This window comes from Flavobacterium tructae, assembly GCF_001853485.1.
In the GTDB taxonomy this organism is placed as follows: Bacteria; Bacteroidota; Bacteroidia; order Flavobacteriales; family Flavobacteriaceae; genus Flavobacterium; species Flavobacterium tructae.
Genome location: NZ_MIKE01000023.1, coordinates 431,210 through 452,196, shown reverse-complemented (window position 1 = coordinate 452,196; position 20,987 = coordinate 431,210). Strand labels below are relative to the sequence as shown.

Annotated in this window: 17 protein-coding genes and 3 tRNA genes; 10 read left to right on the top strand and 10 right to left on the bottom strand. The window is 35.9% G+C overall.

Going from position 1 to position 20,987, the window contains the following annotated elements; all coding sequences use genetic code 11:
* Window positions 1–101: 101 nt before the first annotated feature.
* Window positions 102–2,336: a B12-binding domain-containing radical SAM protein gene (locus tag BHE19_RS12875; protein ID WP_070907560.1), complete on the top strand. Its 2,235-nt coding sequence runs from the start codon at window positions 102–104 to the stop codon at window positions 2,334–2,336.
* 24 nt (window positions 2,337–2,360) lie between these two features.
* Here BHE19_RS12875 and BHE19_RS12870 read toward each other — a convergent pair whose 3' ends face one another.
* Genes BHE19_RS12870 through BHE19_RS12860 form a run of 3 tightly spaced genes read right to left on the bottom strand, consistent with a single transcriptional unit; the run spans window position 2,361 to window position 5,122 of the window.
* Window positions 2,361–3,125: an MBL fold metallo-hydrolase gene (locus BHE19_RS12870; protein ID WP_070907452.1), complete on the bottom strand. Its 765-nt coding sequence runs from the start codon at window positions 3,123–3,125 to the stop codon at window positions 2,361–2,363.
* Between the two features lie 54 nt (window positions 3,126–3,179).
* A complete protein-coding gene (locus tag BHE19_RS12865) occupies window positions 3,180–3,863 on the bottom strand; it encodes a response regulator transcription factor (RefSeq protein WP_070907451.1) in 684 nt (227 codons plus the stop codon).
* Window positions 3,860–5,122: a sensor histidine kinase gene (locus BHE19_RS12860; RefSeq protein ID WP_070907450.1), complete on the bottom strand. Its 1,263-nt coding sequence runs from the start codon at window positions 5,120–5,122 to the stop codon at window positions 3,860–3,862. Before BHE19_RS12860 ends, BHE19_RS12865 begins: the two co-directional genes overlap by 4 nt.
* A gap of 151 nt (window positions 5,123–5,273) precedes the next feature.
* On the opposite strand from BHE19_RS12860, the gene BHE19_RS12855 reads away from it, so the two are divergent.
* From BHE19_RS12855 to BHE19_RS12840, 4 genes are all read left to right on the top strand, one after another.
* The gene (locus BHE19_RS12855) at window positions 5,274–5,690 is read left to right on the top strand and encodes a DUF1573 domain-containing protein (RefSeq protein ID WP_070907449.1); all 417 of its coding nucleotides are present in this window, start codon (window positions 5,274–5,276) and stop codon (window positions 5,688–5,690) included.
* Window positions 5,691–5,942: 252 nt separating this feature from the next.
* Window positions 5,943–7,325: a sialate O-acetylesterase gene (locus BHE19_RS12850; RefSeq protein ID WP_070907448.1), complete on the top strand. Its 1,383-nt coding sequence runs from the start codon at window positions 5,943–5,945 to the stop codon at window positions 7,323–7,325.
* Between the two features lie 76 nt (window positions 7,326–7,401).
* Window positions 7,402–8,358, top strand: coding sequence for an aldo/keto reductase (locus BHE19_RS12845; RefSeq protein WP_070907447.1), 957 nt, complete (start codon window positions 7,402–7,404; stop codon window positions 8,356–8,358).
* An 879-nt stretch (window positions 8,359–9,237) separates the two neighbouring features.
* Window positions 9,238–10,311, top strand: a complete 1,074-nt coding sequence (locus BHE19_RS12840; RefSeq protein ID WP_070907446.1) for an outer membrane beta-barrel protein — start codon at window positions 9,238–9,240, stop codon at window positions 10,309–10,311.
* A gap of 272 nt (window positions 10,312–10,583) precedes the next feature.
* On the opposite strand, the gene BHE19_RS12835 is transcribed toward BHE19_RS12840, so the two are convergent.
* The 5 genes from BHE19_RS12835 to BHE19_RS22635 all read right to left on the bottom strand — a co-directional run bounded on the left by BHE19_RS12835 (window position 10,584) and on the right by BHE19_RS22635 (window position 16,243).
* Window positions 10,584–11,489 carry an N-acetylmuramoyl-L-alanine amidase gene (locus BHE19_RS12835; protein WP_070907445.1) on the bottom strand — a complete coding sequence of 302 codons (906 nt, stop codon included), beginning with the start codon at window positions 11,487–11,489 and terminating at the stop codon, window positions 10,584–10,586.
* A 35-nt stretch (window positions 11,490–11,524) separates the two neighbouring features.
* On the bottom strand, window positions 11,525–12,088 hold the full coding sequence (locus BHE19_RS12830) for a hypothetical protein (protein WP_070907444.1): 564 nt from the start codon (window positions 12,086–12,088) through the stop codon (window positions 11,525–11,527).
* Window positions 12,089–12,131: 43 nt separating this feature from the next.
* Window positions 12,132–13,445: a 30S ribosomal protein S12 methylthiotransferase RimO gene (gene rimO / locus BHE19_RS12825; RefSeq protein ID WP_017495207.1), complete on the bottom strand. Its 1,314-nt coding sequence runs from the start codon at window positions 13,443–13,445 to the stop codon at window positions 12,132–12,134.
* Between the two features lie 216 nt (window positions 13,446–13,661).
* Window positions 13,662–15,164, bottom strand: a complete 1,503-nt coding sequence (locus BHE19_RS12820; RefSeq protein WP_070907443.1) for an OmpP1/FadL family transporter — start codon at window positions 15,162–15,164, stop codon at window positions 13,662–13,664.
* A 44-nt stretch (window positions 15,165–15,208) separates the two neighbouring features.
* A complete protein-coding gene (locus BHE19_RS22635; protein WP_070907442.1) occupies window positions 15,209–16,243 on the bottom strand; it encodes a hypothetical protein in 1,035 nt (344 codons plus the stop codon).
* A gap of 101 nt (window positions 16,244–16,344) precedes the next feature.
* Here BHE19_RS22635 and proS point away from each other — a divergent pair, with 101 nt between their 5' ends.
* From proS to rpsT, 5 genes are all read left to right on the top strand, one after another.
* Window positions 16,345–17,823 (top strand): proline--tRNA ligase, encoded by a 1,479-nt coding sequence (proS, locus tag BHE19_RS12810; protein WP_070907441.1) that lies wholly within the window; start codon window positions 16,345–16,347, stop codon window positions 17,821–17,823.
* Window positions 17,824–17,903: 80 nt separating this feature from the next.
* Window positions 17,904–17,975: transfer RNA gene (locus BHE19_RS12805), tRNA-Glu, on the top strand.
* A gap of 39 nt (window positions 17,976–18,014) precedes the next feature.
* Window positions 18,015–18,086: transfer RNA gene (locus BHE19_RS12800), tRNA-Glu, on the top strand.
* A gap of 44 nt (window positions 18,087–18,130) precedes the next feature.
* Window positions 18,131–18,202: transfer RNA gene (locus BHE19_RS12795), tRNA-Glu, on the top strand.
* A 157-nt stretch (window positions 18,203–18,359) separates the two neighbouring features.
* Window positions 18,360–18,611: a 30S ribosomal protein S20 gene (gene rpsT / locus BHE19_RS12790; protein WP_017495211.1), complete on the top strand. Its 252-nt coding sequence runs from the start codon at window positions 18,360–18,362 to the stop codon at window positions 18,609–18,611.
* A gap of 130 nt (window positions 18,612–18,741) precedes the next feature.
* Here rpsT and BHE19_RS12785 read toward each other — a convergent pair whose 3' ends face one another.
* The gene (locus BHE19_RS12785; RefSeq protein ID WP_070907440.1) at window positions 18,742–19,155 is read right to left on the bottom strand and encodes a response regulator; all 414 of its coding nucleotides are present in this window, start codon (window positions 19,153–19,155) and stop codon (window positions 18,742–18,744) included.
* 5 nt (window positions 19,156–19,160) lie between these two features.
* Window positions 19,161–20,870 (bottom strand): PAS domain-containing sensor histidine kinase, encoded by a 1,710-nt coding sequence (locus BHE19_RS12780; RefSeq protein WP_070907439.1) that lies wholly within the window; start codon window positions 20,868–20,870, stop codon window positions 19,161–19,163.
* Window positions 20,871–20,987 lie beyond the last annotated feature (117 nt).

Genomic DNA, 20,987 nt, shown 5'->3' with positions numbered 1-20,987 from the left:
AAAACTTAAATATTTGATGACGTGAACCAAATAATTAGATTTATTTCTTTTGTCAAATGATTATAAATATCCCGTATTTTTGCAAAAAAAATAAATTCCTTTTGAAAACAAAACTTTTTGTAATTACGCCACCTTTTACGCAACTGAATACTCCGTATCCGGCAACAGCGTATATAAAAGGTTTTCTGAATACTAAAAATATCGAATCGGTTCAGGCTGATTTGGGTATTGATGTGATTTTGGAATTGTTTTCGAAGAAAGGATTGATTGATTTGTTTCTTTATTCTGAAAATATTTTCAAAGATTTGTCCTCTCAAGCGGAGTCAAGGGAAGACATTTCCGATAATGCTAAGCGTATTTTTGCGTTGCAGGACGAATACATCAAAACAATTGATGCTGTAATTCAGTTTTTGCAGGGGAAAAATCCAACTTTGGCTTTACAAATCTGTCAGGAAGATTTTCTGCCCGAGGCCTCCCGTTTTGCACAGTTGGAAGAATTGGACTGGGCTTTCGGAACCATGGGAACTCAGGATAAAGCCAAGCATCTTGCGACCTTATATCTTGAGGATATTTCGGATTTTATTGTGGAATGTATCGATGAGAATTTTGGTTTCAGCCGATATGCCGAACGTTTAGGGCGAAGTGCCAATTCGTTTGATGAATTGTACGAAGCTTTACAGCAGGAACTAACCTATATTGATTCTATTTTAATTTCGATTTTAAAAGAAAAAATTGAAGCAGTTCAGCCTACATTTTTTCTGATATCCGTTCCTTTTCCGGGAAATTTATACAGTGCTTTCAGATGTGCACAATGGGTAAAACAGCATCATCCGGAAATTAAAATTTCGATGGGCGGAGGTTTCCCAAATACCGAATTGCGTTCACTTTCGGATCAACGTGTTTTTGAGTTTTTTGATTTTATCACTCTCGATGACGGTGAAGTGCCAATTGAAGAACTTATTGAAAGCTTGTCTTTCCGAGCGGAGTCGAGGGAAGAGAAGCGATACAAAAGAACTTTTCTGCTGGAAAACGGAGAAGTAGTTTATAAAAACAATTCCTTAAAACACGATTATAAACAGTCACAAGTTGGAACTCCCGATTATTCGGATCTGCCTTTGGATAAATACATTTCGGTAATCGAAATTGTGAATCCCATGCACCGAATGTGGAGTGACGGACGTTGGAACAAACTCACTATGGCGCACGGTTGCTATTGGGGAAAATGTACCTTTTGTGATATTTCATTAGATTATATAAAAGTTTACGAACCGGTAGCGGCTAATTTATTGTGCGATCGGATGGAAGAGATGATGCTGCAAACAGGGCAGAATGGATTCCATTTTGTAGATGAAGCAGCTCCGCCGGCATTGATGCGTGCTTTGGCTTTAGAAATTTTGCGTCGGAAATTAGCGGTAACGTGGTGGACCAATATTCGATTTGAAAAAAGTTTTTCGAAAGATTTGTGTTTATTACTTAAAGCTTCGGGCTGTATTGCGGTTTCAGGTGGTTTAGAAGTAGCCTCAGACCGATTATTAAAGTTAATTGACAAAGGTGTAACAGTAGAACAGGTTGCAAGAGTAACCCGAAATTTTACCGAAGCCGGAATCATGGTTCATGCTTATTTAATGTACGGATATCCAACTCAGACCATTCAGGAAACGGTGGATAGTCTCGAAATGGTGCGTCAGTTATTCGAGGCAGGGATTCTGCAGTCGGGATTTTGGCACCAGTTTGCGATGACAGCCCACAGTCCGGTTGGATTGTATCCGGAAAAATTTGGTGTCACAAAAGCAACGGAAGCTATCGGAACTTTTGCGAATAATGATATTGATTATACCGATTCTACAGGAATCAATCACGATAAATTTAGTTTTGGGTTGAAGAAATCACTTTTTAATTTTATGCATGGAATCTGTTTTGATTACGAATTGCAAGATTGGTTTGATTTTAAAATTCCGAAGACTAAAATAGACCCCGACTTTATTTTTAATGCCCTTGAGGAAGGAAATGATTTCAATACAAAACCGAATGCAAAAGTTGTCTGGTTAGGCGGAAAACCATTTGTGGAGTATTTTACAAAATCTAAAAAAGGAAGAAGCTGGGAAATGATGAGTTTTACTTTCCATGATAAAAAAGAAAGTTTCAACATTCAGACCAATAAAGAAGAAGGAGAATGGCTGGTTCAAATTCTAAGTAAAATGGCTATTTCAAATACTAAAAATTACACTTTTCAGGAAGTGAAGAATGATTTTGAAACTAATTTAGACGATTTCGAACTGTTTTGGTATTCCAAACCCGTCAATACTTTGCGTGAGTTCGGATTATTGGTTTTGTAGTTTTTCTTTGTACTAAATGAAGGACTAGTATTCTACACTGGTACCGTCATTTGGAATCGAAACTTTATCCAAAAGATTATTGTCCAGAAGTGCTTGTTTTAATGCTGTTCTTGTTGTAGGACAGTGATTTAAAGCTTCCAAATGATTGGCGAATACTTTTCCGGGAGCAAGTGCGGCAAATTTCAGAATATCGTTCATTCGCATCAATAAGGGCTGACCGAAATCTAATCTGGCAACTCCGCAGGCGACAACCGAAATGTCGGGTTTAAACTCAATCAGGACTTTTTGTACGTGTTCCGTAAAAATAGTATCAGAACTGATATAAATAGATTTTTGATTGGGTAATTCAAGATGAAAGCCCATAACGTTTCCCATAAGTTTGGCAACAAACCCATAGCCATGAACGGCAGGAATTCCTGTTATTTTACCTCCAAGGAACTCCTGAGGTTCCCAATAGTTTAAGGTTTGTACGATGCTTAAACCTCTTTTCGATAAAGCACTTTGATCTTTGCTGCTGCAAATGACCGGAATACTTTTGCGTCTTAAAAAAATCTCGCCTGCTTTATCGATATGGTCAGGATGTAAGTGAGTAATAAGGCAGACGGTTACTTTACTCAAAATGTCTCTGCTATTTTTGGGTAAAGAGATTAGTGGGTTTCTTTTGGGTTTGTAACGGAAAATAGTAAAAGGAGCAATCGTTTTCTTTTTCCCCAACATTGGATCAACCAATATAACATCGGTTTCAGTTTCTATAACTAAAGTGGCGTTACGTAAATGATGTAATTTCATATCAGAGAAAATAAGTACTAAAATACAAAAAATGCAAGAATTTAAGTCTATAAATTACATTGTAAATCGAAAACCAATTCCGTGAAGATTCTCAATAGAAATGCCTTTTTCGTTGCTTAGAATCTTACGAAGACGTGAAATAAAAACGTCCAGACTACGTCCCATAAAGTAATCATCGGTTCCCCAGAGTGAGGTGAGGATTTGTTCTCTTTTTAAAACGGAGTTTTTGTTGTCGAGGAATAATTTCAATAATTCGGCTTCGCGCTGCGTAAGGCTGATTTTTTCACTTTCGTTGAAAAGAACAAAGTTGCTCGTGTCAAATTGATATTTGCCAATCTCATAAACCGGCTTTTCAATCAAAATATTTTTCTGTGAACGCTTCAGAAAAATTTCAATTTTCAAAAGCAGTTCCTCGATGCTAAAAGGTTTTACGAGATAATCATCGGCACCCAAACGCAATCCTTTAATGCGGTCTTCTTTTAATGTTTTGGCAGAAAGAAAGATAATCGGAATGTCGCTGTTGCATTTTCTGATTTGAGCGGCCAGTTCAAAGCCATCCATCTTAGGCATCATGATGTCAAGAATACAAATGTCAAAATTCTCTTTTTTAAAGTTTTCGAGACCCATTTGTCCATCGCGGCAATGATTCACTTCATAGTTGTTCTGTTCCAGATTGTCTTTGGTCAGGAATGCCAGGGTTTCATCGTCTTCAGCATAAAGTATTTTGAATTGTTTCATTTTTTATATGGAATTGATAAAGTTATAGTGATGCCTTTTTCAGAATTGTTCTCCGCTTTTATTTTCCAGTTGTGCAAGTTGCAAATTTCTTTTACATAATACAAACCTAGTCCAAAACCGGTTACCTCATTGCTTTTTTCGTTTTGAGCACGATAGAATTTATCAAAAATAAAGGAAAGGTTTTTAGATGAAATTCCAACTCCGTTGTCTTTGAAAGCTAGTTTTAAAACCGAATTTTCGGTCGTTATTCCAATTAGAATAAGACATTTTCCGGAACAATATTTTACCGCATTGTCAAGTAAATTATAAACTAAATTCGAGAAATGAAAAACGTCCGTTTCGATTTTGTACTCTTTGGAAAGAGTTTCAATTTTGATATTTGCCTCCGGATATTTTAAAAGTATGTTTTGAATTACTTCTTCGATAATCGGAACAACTAAAACCGACTCCTTCTTTAATTCCAGTGGAGCATAATCTGATTTAGCCACATTTAAAATCTTTTCAATATGACCATTCAGTTTGTAGCTTTGGTTGATAATGATGTCAGTATACGTATATAGTTTTTTGTCTTCTTTAATAGGCGTTTGCTCGATCAAATATTTAGATGCGATCAGAATGGAAGATAAAGGTGTTTTAAACTCATGCGTCATATTATTGATGAAATCACGCTGCAGTTCGGAGTATTTTTTTTGTTGTAAAAGGGTGAAAATCGAGTACACATAAATTAATAAAATAAGAATCAGAGCAATCGAAAGTATAAACCAGAATCGCATTGAACTAAATAAATAGGTCGTCTCATTTGGAAAACGTATGGCAAAATAATACACCAGGTTCTTGTGCTTTGGAAAATAAACGGGTTGCTTGATGGTCTTTTTTTCAGTTAGCGAAATATAATTACCATACACCATTTCGTCACTTTGACAATTGTACATCGCATATTCAAAATCAGTTGTGATGTTCATTTTTTTGAATTCACTTTTCAGGTAAAATTCCAGAATATCAGGTTCAAAATCATTGTCAATATTTACGATATAATAATCGTTGGCAATCTTTTGAACAGGATTTTGCGCCGGAAGTTCATGATTGGTTCCTTCGTACAGTTTTTTAGCGACTTCAAGCAAAGCGAGATGTGCTTTTTGACTGAGTTTTTTTTGTTCTATAGTAAAAGCTTCTTTGGTCCAAAGCAGCTGTGTTACCAGTATACTGATAATAGCCACTAAGCCTAATAAAATGATGCTATTGAGTTTGTTGAGTTTCAAGAAAACAGTTTTTTAAAGTGTAATATTAATCAAATTTATAGTGAAAAACGCCAATTAACAAGTCGTTAACAAAGATTTGAAAGCGGTTAACAGCGATTTGATCAGTTCAGAAGTACTTTTGAAATATCATTAACCAATAAAATATTTAGCTATGAAAATGATTAAAATTTCGATGTTAGCTTTAGCACTAGGTTTAATGTCTTTTTCGGCAATTGCACCGTTAAAGTCATTAAATTCTGAAACAAAAGTTGCTGCAGCAGCGGCTTCAACTGTAGTATGGAAAGCTGAAACTATAGATGTAGGAGAAATTCCTCAGGGAACTCCAAAAGCAATTGTTTACGAATTTAAAAATACCGGAAAAACTGCTGTTGTGATTACAAATGTAGTAGGGTCTTGCGGTTGTACAGCAACAGATTATACTAAAGAACCGATTTTGCCTGGTAAATCAGCAAAAGTAACCGCAACTTATAACGCTGCAAATAAAGGTCGCTTTACAAAAACAGTTACGGTAACCACAAGTGCCGAAAGCACTCCAAAAGTCCTTACACTAAAAGGCACAGTGATCTAAGAGTTTTAAATATATTAGTTATAAAGCGAGAAGCTCCGGGTATGTAATGTATCCGGAGTTTTTTTATGATGTTTATGCTATCCTTTTTTAAATTAGTATCTTTAAAGAATGATGTTTTTATGGAAAGCATAAAGAATTTCGCTATATAATATCACTGGACGGAAGTAGTTGAAATTGTTAAAATGCAATGGGTACTTAAGAATTAAGTTGGCAATAGTCAGACCAAGAAGGTTCTCTTAAAAAAGCGATACGATGAAAAATAATATGTTTAAGTTTGTTCTCTTTCTGTTGATTATTCCCGGTTTTATGATGGCAAATGTCTCTCTACCCAATATTTTTGGTGATAATATGGTTTTACAGCGCAATGCTGAAGTTAAGATTTGGGGTTGGGCCAATCCACAGGAAGAAATCCGATTAGTGGCTGACTGGAGCAATATCGAGTATAAAGTTAAAGCAAACAATCTGGCGCAATGGGAGCTGAAAATAAAAACGCCTGAAGCCGGTGGCCCCTATGTAATTTCCATCAAAGGGTACAACGAAATTCTTCTTAAAAATATTTTGATTGGAGAAGTTTGGATCTGTTCAGGACAATCGAATATGGAAATGTCATCAAGTTGGGGAATAGACAATGGGGAGGAAGAAACTAAAAATGCAGCAAATCCGAATATCCGATTTTTTAACGTTCCGAAATTAACGGCTACAACGCAACAGAACAATCTGCTTGGTAACTGGACAGAATCGACTCCCGAAACCATGAAGTACTTTAGTGCTGTTGGTTATTTTTTTGCCAAACGCTTAAGAGAAGAACTAAAAAATGTTCCAATTGGTTTAATATCTTCTAACTGGGGAGGTACTCCGGCAGAAGTCTGGATACCCGAAGAAGTCGTTCAGACCGATCCTGTTTTGTTAGAAAATGCAAGAAAATTAAATGAGCATGAGTATGGACCCCGACAGCCGGGACGTGCGTACAATGCGATGATCTATCCTTTTGTTGGATACAAGATTGCCGGAACAATTTGGTATCAGGGAGAATCGAATGTTGGTTCTTTAGTATATGACAAAACATTATCGGCTTTGATTACCTCATGGCGGAAAGCCTGGAGCGATGATTTTCCATTTTATTATGCACAAATTGCCCCTTTTAAAACGGGAAGTAATAATTTTCATAATGTCATCATAAGAAATTCACAGAGAAAATTACTTAAAGAAGTTTCAAATACCGGAATGATTGTGACCAGTGACATTTCAGATGTAAAAGAAATTCATCCCAAAGATAAAAAGACAGTGGGAGTCCGTTTAGCCAATCTGGCTTTGGAAAACACTTATAAAATTACTGTTGGGCTGGTCAATGGACCTCTTTTTAAGAGTTTTAAAATCGATAAAGAGATAGTAACTCTTTCTTTTGATTATGCCGATGGTTTATATTTTAAAAACAAGCTGTCCAACCAGTTTGAAGTTGCAGGGGCAGATGGTATTTTCTATACAGCCGAAGCCTTAATTAGAAACGATCAGGTCGTAGTAAGCAGTAAAAAAGTTAAAAATCCGGTTAAGGTTCGTTTTGCCTGGGGAAATACAATTCAATCTGATCTGTTTAATGAAGTGAATTTGCCTGCTTCTTGTTTTAATACGGAATGAAATGAGAATGATGAAGAAGAAATTTGTTTTTTCTTTACCTTTAGAACTATAAAATTTAAAATTTTAAATTACAACAATGAAATATAACAGATGTGGAAAAAGCGGATTGTTACTGCCTCAGATTTCTTTAGGATTGTGGCATAACTTCGGATCGGTAGATAATTTTGATACTGCAGAATGTATTGCCGTTGAAGCTTTCGATAAAGGAATTACACATTATGATCTGGCCAATAATTATGGACCGGTTCCCGGATCTGCAGAAACTAATTTTGGAAAAATACTCTGGCATAACTTTCAGGGAAATTTAAGAGACGAAATCATTATCTCGACCAAAGCTGGCTACACCATGTGGGATGGGCCTTATGGAGATTGGGGCTCTCGTAAATATTTACTGTCAAGTCTGGATCAGAGTTTAAAAAGAATGAAAGTAGATTATGTGGATATTTTTTATTCGCATCGTCCGGATCCTGAAACTCCAATTGAGGAAACGATGATGGCTTTAGATTATGCTGTGAGAAGCGGAAAAGCTTTGTATGTGGGAATAAGTAACTATTCGGCGGAACAAACCAGAGTGGCTGTAGATGTTTTGAAGCAATTGGGGACACCATGCTTGATCCATCAGGCAAAGTATTCTATGCTGGAGCGTTGGGTAGAAAATGGTTTATTAGATGTTCTTGAAGAAAAAGGAGTAGGCTGTATTGCGTTTTCTCCATTGGCACAAGGACTTCTGACGGATAAATATCTAAACGGAATCCCTGAAAACTCAAGGGCACATAATCCAAACGGGCATTTGAAAGAAGATGAAGTTACACAGGAACGCATCCAAAAATTAGTTCAATTGAACGAAATTGCCGGAAACAGAAACCAGTCTTTGGCTCAAATGGCTTTGTCATGGCTCCAAAAGGACAAACGAATTACTTCAGTTTTGATCGGAGCAAGCTCTGTGAAACAATTGAATAATAATATCGAATGTTTGCAAAATCTTGATTTCGCAGAAGACGAAATAAATGCAATTGAGAAAATTTTAGCATAAATCATTTTTATATACTTTAAAAAGAAAGGGCTGTCTCTAAAATGAGTCAGCCCTGTTTTTTTATAAATTAGAATTTTTTCGGAAGTAACTATTCCAGTTTTTTTTCGAAACTGCTCCAGCAAAGCAAAATGTTTGTAGCAAATGTAATTTTCCGATATTAGAAAAGCTCCAGCGAAGCGAAACGTAAATGGTTTAAGACAGCATGATTTTTTTGTTTGATAAACTTTGTGTTGTCTCTCGTTACCCAAAAAGCATTTTCATATTTACTTTTATTTGACCGGAAACGTATTTTTTATGGAGTTGTTATGGTTTGCTTTTTTAGTAAAGTCCGTTCAAATTAGAATGGACTTTCTTGTTTTTAGCAATGAAAGTTAATCCTTGAATTTTTGTTTTTCAGTATTTTAACTTGTAGGAATTTTTTCTTTTTTGATGTCGCATTTTTTTACCTTATTAATGATGGGTAGTTTTTGTTTTGTTTTTTACTGTTTTGAATTAAGTGGTATTTTTTATGGGGTATACTTTTTTATAGTATTAATTTTTGGTATTTTCTCGTTGTTATTTGTTTGATTTTTTATTTAAACCTATTTTTTTATATGGTTTGTTGTTATTTGTGTGTTGTGTATTTTTTAAAAATGAATAGCTAATAATATCAAATAACGATTATGGAGAGGTTAATTTTTGTAATCCGTAATTCTTGCTTTAAAACGCCAAAAAAGTAGATTTGAATTCTTTTACTCATACAAAAGTTAATAAATTCGCTACTGAAAATGAAGAGGTTTTAGAGGGAATAAGAGGTTTTAAAAGTGACTTATAGTATTCAATTGCCTATATAAAAGATTAACTAACCAAAATCAATTAATAACCAAAACCAATTAAAACATGAAAAAAGTATTGCACATTTTAGCCGTGATGTTAACAAGTTCTTTTGCTTTTGCTCAAGATGAAACGGAAGCTGCGACTTCACCGGCGACCACCTGGGGAGGATCGGCAGATGCTTATTATAAATATGATTTTTCAAAACAAATGAACGGACTGACAAGTTTTACCAATTCTCAGGATTCATTCGAATTAGGAATGGCTTCTGTTCAGGCAGGACATACCTTTGGAAAAGCGGCTGTCTTTGTTGATCTGGGCTTTGGAAAAAGAGCAGGAGAGTTCTCTTATAACGAAACAACAGATAAAGACATAAATGCAAAATTTTTGATTAAACAATTGTTTTTTACCTATCAGGTTACCGATAAATTTAAGTTTGTAGCCGGTAGTTTCGGAACACATATAGGTTATGAGGTATTAGATGCTGTAGGGAATAAAAATTATAGCATGTCTTATGCTTTTTCTTATGGCCCGTTTTTCAATACAGGTCTGAAAGCACAATACACGTCAGGTAAGTTCACAGCTATGCTTGGTGTTACTAATCCAACCGACTTTAAATCAGCAATGGATGCAGGTTCAAGTCAAAAAACATACATAGCGCAAGTGGGGTATATAGGAGAGACCGGGAGTGCTTATTTGAATTTTACTTCGGGAAGTACTAATCCGGTTTCTGATGAAAATAAAACACAGATTGATTTTGTAGCGTCTAAAACAATAACGGATGCCTTTTCTTTAGGGTTTAATGCCACGTACGCTAAAACGAATAATGATATTGACAGTGCGCTCGATGGTGATTGGTTTGCTTTGGTAGGATATGCGAATTATGCTTTCAAGCCAAGTTTGAGTCTGGCCTATAGAATGGAGTATTTCGATGCAAAAAAAGCAGCTGCGAGTCTAGGGACTTTGACAGGATCAAATGTTTTTGCAAACACAGTTTCTTTGAATTATAAAGTGGGGAAATTGACTATTATTCCGGAGTTAAGATACGACGCTGCCTCTGAGGATGTTTTTTTAGATAAAGATGCTGCCCCAACCGGAGGATCATTCTACGGATTGGTAGCTACAACATACTCTTTCTAGAGATAAAGATTGATATTTTTTTTTTTTTTGGAGCTGTCGAAACATACTTATGTTTTGGCAGCTTTTTTATTTTTTTAGGTGAGAGGTGAGTTATGGGGTAAGCTTTTGGTGTGTGAATTTTGCTTATAGGGTATTATAGTTTGTAGTGTGAAAACTTAAATTTTTTAACGTAAGGAACGTGACAAAAAAAGCAAAGTTCGCAAAGCTATATAATTAGCTTGAGAACTTTGCGTAAATCTTAGTGTTCGTTACGGTTAACCTTCAGGTGTAAATTACTGAAGCTGTTTTTTATAAATCGAATAAATGGTATCTATTGTTTTTCTATCCAAAGTTGGCGTTACATCAGTTTGAATGTAATGTAATTTGAAAGCCATAATAGCCGCTGAAAGATTTTTAGTATTATATCCAATAATCCTTAGCGCCTGTTCAATCTTAAAATCAAAAGGAGCTTCCTCAAGAATTTCGTCCGACCAGATTCCAAATCCTTTTTCGGCCAGAGTTTTCCAAGGAAATAAAGCACTTGGGTCCTGTTTTCTTCCCGGAGCAATATCAGAATGCCCTAATATGTTTTGAGTTGGAATATTGTAATCTTTCTTTAGTTTCGTTAATAGCGCCACTAAACTGCTGATCTGAGCCTCAGTAAAAGGTTTAAAACCGTTGTTGTCAAGCTCTATTCCGATAGAAGAAGAATTTAAATCTGTATTTTTCCCCCAGGTAGATGCTCCTGCATGCCATGCTCTCAAGTAATCGTTCAGCATTTGAACTACTTTTCCATTTTCAGATATGATATAGTGAGCACTTACCTGAGTTCTTGTTTTAGTAAAAGTATTAATCGTCTGTTGAAGTGAATCCTGAGCCGTATGGTGAATAATAATAAAACTTGGTTTTCTTAAATTAAAGTTTACTGTTCCGATCCATTCTGTCTGTATGCCGTTTAATAAGGAAGTAGAGCCGGTTTTTGATAAAGTGTCTTTAATAATGCCAAGCTGCTGTGCATAAGTCGTATCAATAACGATACGTGGTACTACAGGAATTGGCTGAGCTTCTTTACTGGTAATTTGGCCTTCTAAAGTTTTAAGCTGCTGATCGTAAACTTTTTCAGTATTTTTATAAGGATTTGTAGAGCAAGAAGTAATAATAATTGCTAAAATCAGGTAACAAAAATGTTTTTTTGCCATGGTTAGTTGCATTTTTTTAGATGAAGTCGAAACAATTATTCCTGAGTCTTGATTGTTTCAGAGTCTTCTTTTACTTCTTTTGAATCTTTATCTTTTGAATCTTTTTTCTTTTTTGATTTAGAGGTCTTTTTGATCTCTTTAAAATTATCCATAAATGCAGTGTACTTTGGAACCTGATCCGGATTTAAGAAAGCGGTAATTTTTTTTGTGGTGCTTTCTCTCAATGCTTTAATTTGTTCGATCTTTTGATCCTGACTGCTGCTCTCATTTTTTAGTAAGATCCCTTGTTCTCTCATACTGTCTATTAAAACATTTGAAATAGCGATAACTTGCAGTTCGTCAAGATTTATTTCAGGTTTCATTTGTTCTACAATTTTACCAACAGTTTCCTCTACAGGTACCTCTTTTGGTTTACTGGTGTTGGGTTGCGGACCTCCCATCATGCTTCTGTCCATTCCCATTCCGCCACCTCTTCCGTAGCCATTACCATAACCGCCACCACCGTAACCGTTATTGTATCCATTTCCGTATTGAGCAGAAACAGAGTTAAAGCACAATAAGGTGAAAAACAAAATAAATAAAGATTGTATAGGTTTCATAAAAGTGTATTTTATCTAAAATTGATACTTGTTTAGCGTAAATTTAAGCAGGTTCTCCGTATAAATCAAATTCTGTCGCTTCTATTATCCTTATATTAACAAATTCTCCTGTTTTTACATAATGCTTAGAAGCGTCAATCAAAACTTCGTTATCAACATCCGGACTGTCAAATTCAGTTCGCCCTACAAAATGAGCTCCCTCTTTTCGGTCAATAATACATTTGAAAACCTGTCCTACTTTTTCCTGATTTAAGTCCCATGAAATTTGCGATTGTAATTCCATGATCTCGTTCGCACGAGCCTGTTTTACATCGTCCGGAACATTATCTTCCAGTAAATAAGCATGTGTGTTTTCTTCGTGAGAATAGGCAAAACATCCCATTCTGTCAAATTTCATTTCCTGAACAAAATCTTTCAGAATCTCAAAATCTTCCTGAGTTTCACCCGGATATCCAACAATTAAAGTCGTTCTGATCGCCATTCCCGGAACTGCAGCACGGAAATCTTTTAATAATTGTGTCGTTTTTGCCTGAGTAGTACCACGACGCATCGATTTTAAAATAGAATCCGATATATGTTGCAATGGAATATCGATGTAATTACAGATTTTTGGCTCACGTTTCATTAATTCTAAAACATCCATTGGGAAACCTGTTGGATAAGCATAATGAAGACGAATCCATTCGATACCTTCAACGTTGGCTAATGCTTCCAGAAGTTCGGCAAGATTTCGTTTTTTATAAAGATCAAGACCATAATATGTTAAATCCTGAGCAATTAGAATTAATTCTTTTACGCCATTTTTTGCTAAACCTTGAGCCTCTTTAACCAGTTTTTCAATAGGTTGCGAAACATGTGAACCTCTCATTAAAGGAATCGCACAAAAACTGCAAGGTCTGTCACAGCCTTCCGCAATTTTCAAATAAGCATAATTCTTTGGAGTTGTAGTTAAACGCTCTCCCAGTAGCTCGTGTTTATAGTCAGCACCAAGAGCTTTAAGCAGCTGAGGTAATTCAGTTGTACCAAAATATTGATCGACATTTGGGATTTCCTTTTCTAAATCCGGTCTGTAACGTTCAGACAAACATCCGGTAACGAAAACTTTATCTACTAATCCTTTGTCTTTTTTATCAGCATATTCCAAAATCATGTTTACCGACTCTGCTTTGGCGTTGTCAATAAAACCGCAAGTGTTGATCACAATAATGTTTCCTTCTTCCTTAGCAGGTGCCTCATGTTGTACTTCTTTGCCATTAGCACGAAGTTGTCCCATTAGCACTTCACTGTCATATACATTTTTCGAACACCCAAGAGTGATTACGTTAATTTTGTTCTTTTTTAAAGACTTGGTTCTCATACTTTTATAAATTGGAGTGCAAAATTACACTTTTTTATTCAAACACCGCTTGTTTCCGTTTCTTTTAGGTGATTTTTATGAAGCTTATCCTGCTGTTTGCTATATCTTTTGTGTCGGCCGAGGCGGACACAAAAGGATGCTGCTTCCATCCGGGCTAAAAAAAATCCGTCAAGTAAGAGCCTGACGGAGATTTTAATTCATTCTATTTATTTTTAATTACAATTCAAATAGTAAAGTAAGCGTCACGTTGTTTAGTTTTGAGGTAACGTTCGCTCCATCAGTAAATCCGGTTGCAAAAAATCCCTGATTCGATTTTCTTTCTAAGTAAGAATAGGCTAAATCTACTTTAGTACCTCCAAAATTATAACCTAAACCACCTGAGTAACTGTTTAAATCTCCAATCGTAGTTCCGTTTTTATAAGGGCTTTGTTCAAAACGATATCCGCCGCGCAGGCTTAATTGTTTTATTTTATATTCGGCACCTACTCTTAATTCGCCGGCATTGGTCAATTGATTGCTGATGTCGCTATTTACTCCTCTAAAACCTGCATCGTTTGTTGGTTTATATTTGGTGTTTCCGTAGTCTTTAATGGCGTAATCAATACTGATAAGGCCTGATTTTCCAAAGACATAAGCAGCGCTAAAAGTGGTTTTCCCTGGTGTTTGTAGGGTGTAAGAGTCGTAAACATTTACGATTTTTGGATTTACCGTTTCGTTAATGTCTTGACCTCCCTGAGCTTTTCTTGTACTGTATAAGCTTTGCGAAGTTTCGTCGTTTAGTTCGTACCAGGTATTGGATTCGTAGGCTAAGCCAAGTCTGAATGCATCAGTGACTTTAGCGATAGCTCCAAGTTGAAAGGAGAAGCCGTTACCGTAAGTGTATAGTTCATTGTTAAAACGTAAACTTGAAATTGTTTCTCTTGTTTCTAATGGGTTGTCATTATCTTCGTAGAAGCTGGTTGACCTTCTGTAGTCAGTAATGTGAACATTTAAGTTGGCTCCAAAATAGATTCTGTCTTTGTAAGATGTTGCAATATTGAAGCTTAATTTGCTATTGTATCCGCTAGTGAAAACTTCATTCTCGTGGTAATAGTTGCCACCTGCAGGTACATTACTGATATATTGTGTGTTGTTGCTATTTGTGGTAACAGGGTCAATTACATGTCCCCAGTATCCCATATATGCTTGTTGTTCGTTATAAAACAAATCTTTGTAATTAAGCCCATCTATCACGTTCAAAGGAATTCCGTTTGCAAATTTCAGGAAATATTTATCAATAGAATTTGTTGGGTTTGTTCCTATTGAAACAATTCTGTTGTCGAAATTATTGGTGTTTTCATAAGTGGCTCCAATTGTAATTTTTTTCCAGTTGTTGCTTGGGTTGTGATCGTGAAAAACAAAAACAGCACCCGCCTGATTGAGTATAAAAGAATTTTTACTTTCACTGATTCCTGTTCCAAAATAGTTGGAGTTGTTTTTGATGTTTTGATTGCTAAAACTTACTCCAACCTGATTATTAGAGAATATTGCCGATCCTGCAGGGTTTACGGAAATAGCTGAAAAATCTCCTCCAACGGCTCCAAAAGCACCACTCATGGCTCTGAATCTTGCAGTTCCGGTTAAATTGTCTTGCGCATAACGTACAGCATCTGATACTTCCTGAGAATGTGAGACGCTGGCAGTTAGTCCTGTAATAAGTAGGAATAATATTTTTTTCATTTGGATAGTTTTTATTGTGATTTTGTGATTAATGAAAGAGGCGATTATCTTCTTCCGCCTCCTCCGCCACCATATGATCTTCCGCCACCGCCGCCACCGCCGCCGCTATACGATCTTCCTCCGCCGCCACCGCCGCTATTCATAGAACGGGATGGGCTAGGAGAGTAGCTTCTTGTTGGTGCAGAATTATTATTGTTGTAATTGTAGCTTCTGTTAGTGTTGTAATTGCTTGATGATCTTCTGTTGCTGTAATCAGCACTATTGTATTGAGTTGTGTTTCCTCTGTTAGTAAAGGTTGGTGAGGAGTTGTTGTATGTTCTTCCGTTTACAGACGCATTTCTTCTTGAATCAGAGAAATCACTTCTGTTTGTGCTATAGGTTCTATTGCTGTTGTAGCTGCGGTTAGTAGTGGTGTAGTCTCTGTTAGAGTTGTAAGTTCTGTTGGTACTGTAGCCTCTGTTTGTGATGTAGTTTCCGGAAGAATAGTTTCTTCCTCCATAATAAGCGGCAGAACCTCTTCTTCCATAGTTATAAGAGTAGTTGTTGTATCCGTATCTGTGACCAGATCCCCAATAGCCAGGGTAACCCCATCCTGGATATCCCCATCCTGGATATCCCCATCCGCCTCCCCAGTAGCCAGGGTATCCCCAATAGTTGTCCCAGTATCCTCCGTAACCCCAACCATAGTAAGGGTATCCGTAGCTAAAACCAAAACCAAATCCTAACGACCATGAAGGGTTAGAATATACGTTTACAGAAACATCAGTGGTTGCACTTCCCCAGGCAGGGTAGTTGCTAACGGTTTTTGTGCTGTCATTTACGGCATAATTGCCATAGCTGTCAACATCTGTAAAAATTTCCGTTGGCTGATTGTCGTCTTGTAAGGATCTAAAGTAATCTTTATATTGATTGTTTGTGGTATTTGCTTGAGCATACGTTCTTGGTGAACCTCCGTAAATTCCATCGTTGTCATGATAGGAAGTGTTTTGGTAAGAACCACACGATGCTAATAGAAAACTCAATAATCCAATTAAGTAAAAATGACTTGAGTTTTGGCGGAAAGAAATAGAAGTTTTCATATCTGTGGTGTTTTTTATTGTTGCACATTACAAAAATAGTTAGTTTTGTCAAACTATTTAGTTAAAATTATTAAAACAAAATTTGTGCCAAACTATTCGATATGAGTAAGAACCTCACTACAAGATCAGAAGATTATTCAAAATGGTATAACGAGCTGGTTGTAAAAGCGGATCTAGCTGAAAATTCAGGAGTTAGAGGCTGTATGGTTATTAAACCTTACGGATACGCTATTTGGGAAAAAATGCAGGCGGAATTGGATCGAATGTTTAAAGAAACAGGACATCAGAATGCGTATTTTCCTTTATTTGTGCCTAAAAGCATGTTTGAAGCGGAAGAGAAAAATGCAGAAGGATTTGCGAAAGAGTGTGCTATTGTAACACATTATAGATTAAAAAATGATCCGGAAAAACCCGGAAAGCTTATTGTAGATCCAAATGCGAAGCTGGAGGAAGAGCTTATTGTTCGTCCGACGAGTGAAGCGATTATTTGGTCTACCTATAAAGGCTGGGTTCAGTCTTACAGAGATTTACCTTTATTAATTAATCAATGGGCGAATGTGGTGCGTTGGGAGATGCGTACACGTTTGTTTTTAAGAACTGCTGAATTCTTGTGGCAGGAAGGGCATACGGCTCATGCTACAAAAGCTGAGGCTTTAGAGGAATCTGAAAAAATGATGCATGTGTATGCTGATTTTGCAGAGAATTTTATGGCAATTCCGGTTGTAAAAGGATTGAAAACCGAAACAGAGCGTTTTGCAGGTGCTGATGAAACGTATTGTATTGAAGCTTTGATGCAGGATGGAAAAGCATTGCAGGCAGGGACTTCTCACTTTTTAGGACAGAACTTTGCTAAGGCATTTGATGTTAAGTTTGCTAATGCCGAAGGAAAACAAGAGCATGTTTGGGGAACTTCATGGGGAGTTTCGACTCGTTTGATGGGAGCGTTGATTATGACGCATTCTGATGATCAGGGATTGGTATTGCCTCCGAATTTAGCACCAATACAGGTGGTGATTGTTCCGATTTATAAAACAGACGAGCAATTGGCTGAAATTACAGTTGCAGTTAATGAATTGACGGCTAAATTAAGAAAGCTGAAGATTTCTGTTAAATATGACGACCGAACTACTCAGAAGCCTGGATTTAAGTTTGCGGAATGGGAATTGAAAGGGGTACCGGTTAGAATCGCGGTTGGACCAAAAGATCTAGAAAATGGAACTTTTGAAGTTGCCAGACGTGATACATTGACTAAAGAGGTTGTTTCTAATGACGGAATTGTGAATTATGTAAATGATCTTTTAGAGCAGATTCAGGTCGATTTATTCAATAGAGCATTGAATTATCGTGATACGCATATTACGGAAGTAAATAGCTTTGAGGAATTTAAAGAAATTTTAGATGGAAAAGGTGGTTTTGTATCGGCTCATTGGGATGGTACAGCGGCTACTGAAGAGAAGATAAAAGACCTGACAAAAGCAACGATTCGTTGTATTCCTTTGGATGCTGTTGAAGAAGCGGGAACCTGTGTGTTTACTGGGAATCCATCTTCTAAAAGAGTGCTTTTTGCTAAGGCATATTAAAAAAAAATAAAAAAAAATGCATCAGCTATTGTGCAACTAAAAAATAGATGTATCTTTGCATCCGCATTAGAGAAACACACGGTCCGTTCGTCTATCGGTTAGGACGCCAGGTTTTCATCCTGGTAAGGGGGGTTCGATTCCCCCACGGACTACTTTTTTTTCTGCGACAAAGTTATTTAACTTGATGTAATGGTCCGTTCGTCTATCGGTTAGGACGCCAGGTTTTCATCCTGGTAAGGGGGGTTCGATTCCCCCACGGACTACAAATTTCAATTTCTTTAAATTGAAGAAAACTTAGTACGATGATGGTCTGTTCGTCTAGGGGTTAGGACTCCAGGCTTTCGTCCTGGTAACAGGGGTTCGATTCCCTTACAGACTACAAAAAATTAGTTGTAAATAAGTTTTGTAAAATAAAAATTGGTGTCTCGGTTTTTGTTTTATTAGTTAAAACCAAAGTGATTGTTTTATAATTGTGGGAGGTTTTTCTTTTTTAACTAGTATTTATAATAATTATTACATCTAAAAATTAAAAGAAAATGGCAAATCATAAGTCAGCATTAAAAAGAATCAGAAGTAACGAAAAAAGAAGAGTTCTTAACAGATACCAGCATAAAACTACTCGTAATGCTATTAAAGCGTTAAGATTAGCTACTGATAAAGCTGATGCATCTTCTAAATTATCAACTGTTATCTCTATGATTGATAAATTAGCTAAAAAGAACATCATTCATGATAATAAAGCTTCTAACTTGAAGTCTAAATTAACTAAACATGTTGCTAAATTGTAATTAATTACAATTTGATAAAAATATAAAAGTCCTCTTTTGAGGACTTTTTTTTGTTTGTATTATTCGGAAGATTTTTAAGGTCCAATAGTTTTTGATTGTGGTTTGAAATTTGGAATTTGAAATTCTGAGGTTAGATTCCGATTTTCTTTTTAAGATACTCCAACATTGGAAGAGTGATTGGCTTTGAAAGGAAATCGATTATAATGGGGTATTTTTTTGCCTTGGCCAAATCTTCAGGATCAATAGTAGAGGAGAGAACAATTACACTTGCGGTATTGAATTCTTTGTAAGCCGGAGAGGTGAAATGATCCAGAAATTCCCAGCCGCCCATTACAGGCATGTTTAGGTCTAAAAAAATCAGTTCCGGTTTTTTGTTTGCTTTGTTTTTGTTGTTGGTGTATTTAAGTGTATTGAAATGGTGTAATGCTTCTTCACCATTCTGAGCTGTGATGATTTCTTTTGAGAATGATGATTTCGAAATTACTTTTTTGCATAACATCAACGTGATTGGATCATCGTCTATACATAAAATTTGCTCCAGCATATGAGTTAGTTTTTGAATGTTATTGTAAATGTGGTGCCTTTGTTGACTTCACTATCAATACTGATGGTTCCTCCCATGGTTTCGACTTGTGATTTTACAAGATATAAGCCTAGTCCTTTACTGTCGGGGTAGTTGTGGAATCGTTGGTACAGCCCAAAGACTTTGTCGCGATTTCTTTCTAAATCAATTCCAATTCCGTTGTCTTTGAAAGTTAGAATTGCTTTTTGGTCGATTTGTTCTGCTGTAATGGATATTTTTAATTTTCTGTTTTCTGATTTGTATTTTATAGAATTGGTAAGTAGGTTTAGTAAAATGCTTTCGATATAGGCTTTGTTTGTGTTTAGCAACGGAACTTTATCGAATTTGAGTTTGATAATGGGTTTGTGCAGTTCGATTTGAAATGATAGCTGACTAAATACATTTTCAAAAACTTCTTGTAGGGAGACTTCCTCTTTTTGCATAGAAGGGTTGTCTTTGATGATGATTACTTTTACTAAGTCGTTAATGGTTTCGTTTAGCAAATGTGTTGATTTTGTAAAACCGGACAGGATTTCTTCGAGTTCTTCGTTTTCGACAGGGATGTCCTCAATAAGATTTAATAGTCCGATTAAATTGGATAATGGCGCACGTAAATTGTGTGAGGTAATGTAGGAGAATTGTTTTAAGTCTTTGTTGTTTTGAGTTAATTCTCTAATTAAGTGTTCTTTTTCTGTCTCTAGTTTCTTTTCATCGGTAATGTCTCTTTGAATAGAGATCCAGTGTGAAATAACGCCTTCAGTATTAAAAATAGGGATCATGGAGAATCTTACCCAGTATTCTTCTTTTGATTTAGTATAGGTTATAGTCTCAATTAGGCACTCTTCTTCATTTTTTATAGCTCTTAAGAGTTTTTTTAATTCTTCTGAATCGGATTTTGGACCTTTGAAAATATTGGGTGATTTTCCAATTATTTCATTTGACATGTATCCTGACATTTGTGAAAAAGCAGGGTTAACGTAAACAATTTTAGGTATTTTTCGATCCGGTGAATTGGCTTCTGTTATTAATATGGAATCTTTAGATTGTGTAATTACAGTTTCTAAAAGTCTTAAACGTTGTTCTTCTTCCTTTTGTTTGGTGATGTCCTGGATGGCTCCAATCATTCTGATGGCTCTTCCGTTTTCATCTTTGAGAAGAAAACCTCTGTCCAAAACATATTTGTAGCTCCCGTCGGCACATTTAAAACGATACTGATCCTGCCATTTTTCTGTTTTTTGTTCTATAAAAGAGTATAGTTTGATAGACATTCTGATGCTGTCTTCCGGATGAATCTTGTCAAACCACCATTTGGATGTTTTTCCAACTTCCGTTGGATTGTATCCAAAAACGTTTTCTATTCCTTTGTTCCAATTGATGCTGTCTTCCTGAATTTTCCAATCCCAAATGGTGTCACTTGTTGCTTTGGCTACAATGTCATATTTTTCGTTTGATTCCTTTATTTCTTCGTTTGTTTCTTTTAATTTTTTGAAAATAGTAATGTTTTTTTTCTCGTTTTTAGAAAGTATGTATTTGAAAAACAGTGCAGTGCTCAGGATGAAAAAAATGTCCTTTAAAAAAAAAACAATGTAGTAATCGGTCTTTGAAAAGTAAGTCGTAAGTAATTTATGACAGATGATTGCCACAAATAACGATATGATAATATAAACTAGAGTAATTTGGAGAGTTTTACTTTTCATCACTCAAATATAGTTAAATTAACTATAATTAAACAATAACAAAAGTTCAATTTAGACTTAAATTTACATTGTTTTTGGGTTACTAATTACTTGTCTCTACGCAAACTATCGCAGAAA

Bases quoted from the DNA above. Each gene is read 5' to 3' on its own strand.
- proS (WP_070907441.1), top strand. From the start codon at position 16,345: ATGAGTAAGAACCTCACTACAAGATCAGAAGATTATTCAAAATGGTAT.
- BHE19_RS22635 (WP_070907442.1), bottom strand. From the start codon at position 16,243: ATGAAAACTTCTATTTCTTTCCGCCAAAACTCAAGTCATTTTTACTTA.
- rpsT (WP_017495211.1), top strand. From the start codon at position 18,360: ATGGCAAATCATAAGTCAGCATTAAAAAGAATCAGAAGTAACGAAAAA.
- BHE19_RS12855 (WP_070907449.1), top strand. From the start codon at position 5,274: ATGAAAATGATTAAAATTTCGATGTTAGCTTTAGCACTAGGTTTAATG.
- BHE19_RS12785 (WP_070907440.1), bottom strand. From the start codon at position 19,155: ATGCTGGAGCAAATTTTATGTATAGACGATGATCCAATCACGTTGATG.
- rimO (WP_017495207.1), bottom strand. From the start codon at position 13,445: ATGAGAACCAAGTCTTTAAAAAAGAACAAAATTAACGTAATCACTCTT.
- BHE19_RS12845 (WP_070907447.1), top strand. From the start codon at position 7,402: ATGAAATATAACAGATGTGGAAAAAGCGGATTGTTACTGCCTCAGATT.
- BHE19_RS12865 (WP_070907451.1), bottom strand. From the start codon at position 3,863: ATGAAACAATTCAAAATACTTTATGCTGAAGACGATGAAACCCTGGCA.
- BHE19_RS12870 (WP_070907452.1), bottom strand. From the start codon at position 3,125: ATGAAATTACATCATTTACGTAACGCCACTTTAGTTATAGAAACTGAA.
- BHE19_RS12850 (WP_070907448.1), top strand. From the start codon at position 5,943: ATGAAAAATAATATGTTTAAGTTTGTTCTCTTTCTGTTGATTATTCCC.
- BHE19_RS12780 (WP_070907439.1), bottom strand. From the start codon at position 20,870: ATGAAAAGTAAAACTCTCCAAATTACTCTAGTTTATATTATCATATCG.
- BHE19_RS12835 (WP_070907445.1), bottom strand. From the start codon at position 11,489: ATGGCAAAAAAACATTTTTGTTACCTGATTTTAGCAATTATTATTACT.
- BHE19_RS12820 (WP_070907443.1), bottom strand. From the start codon at position 15,164: ATGAAAAAAATATTATTCCTACTTATTACAGGACTAACTGCCAGCGTC.
- BHE19_RS12830 (WP_070907444.1), bottom strand. From the start codon at position 12,088: ATGAAACCTATACAATCTTTATTTATTTTGTTTTTCACCTTATTGTGC.
- BHE19_RS12840 (WP_070907446.1), top strand. From the start codon at position 9,238: ATGAAAAAAGTATTGCACATTTTAGCCGTGATGTTAACAAGTTCTTTT.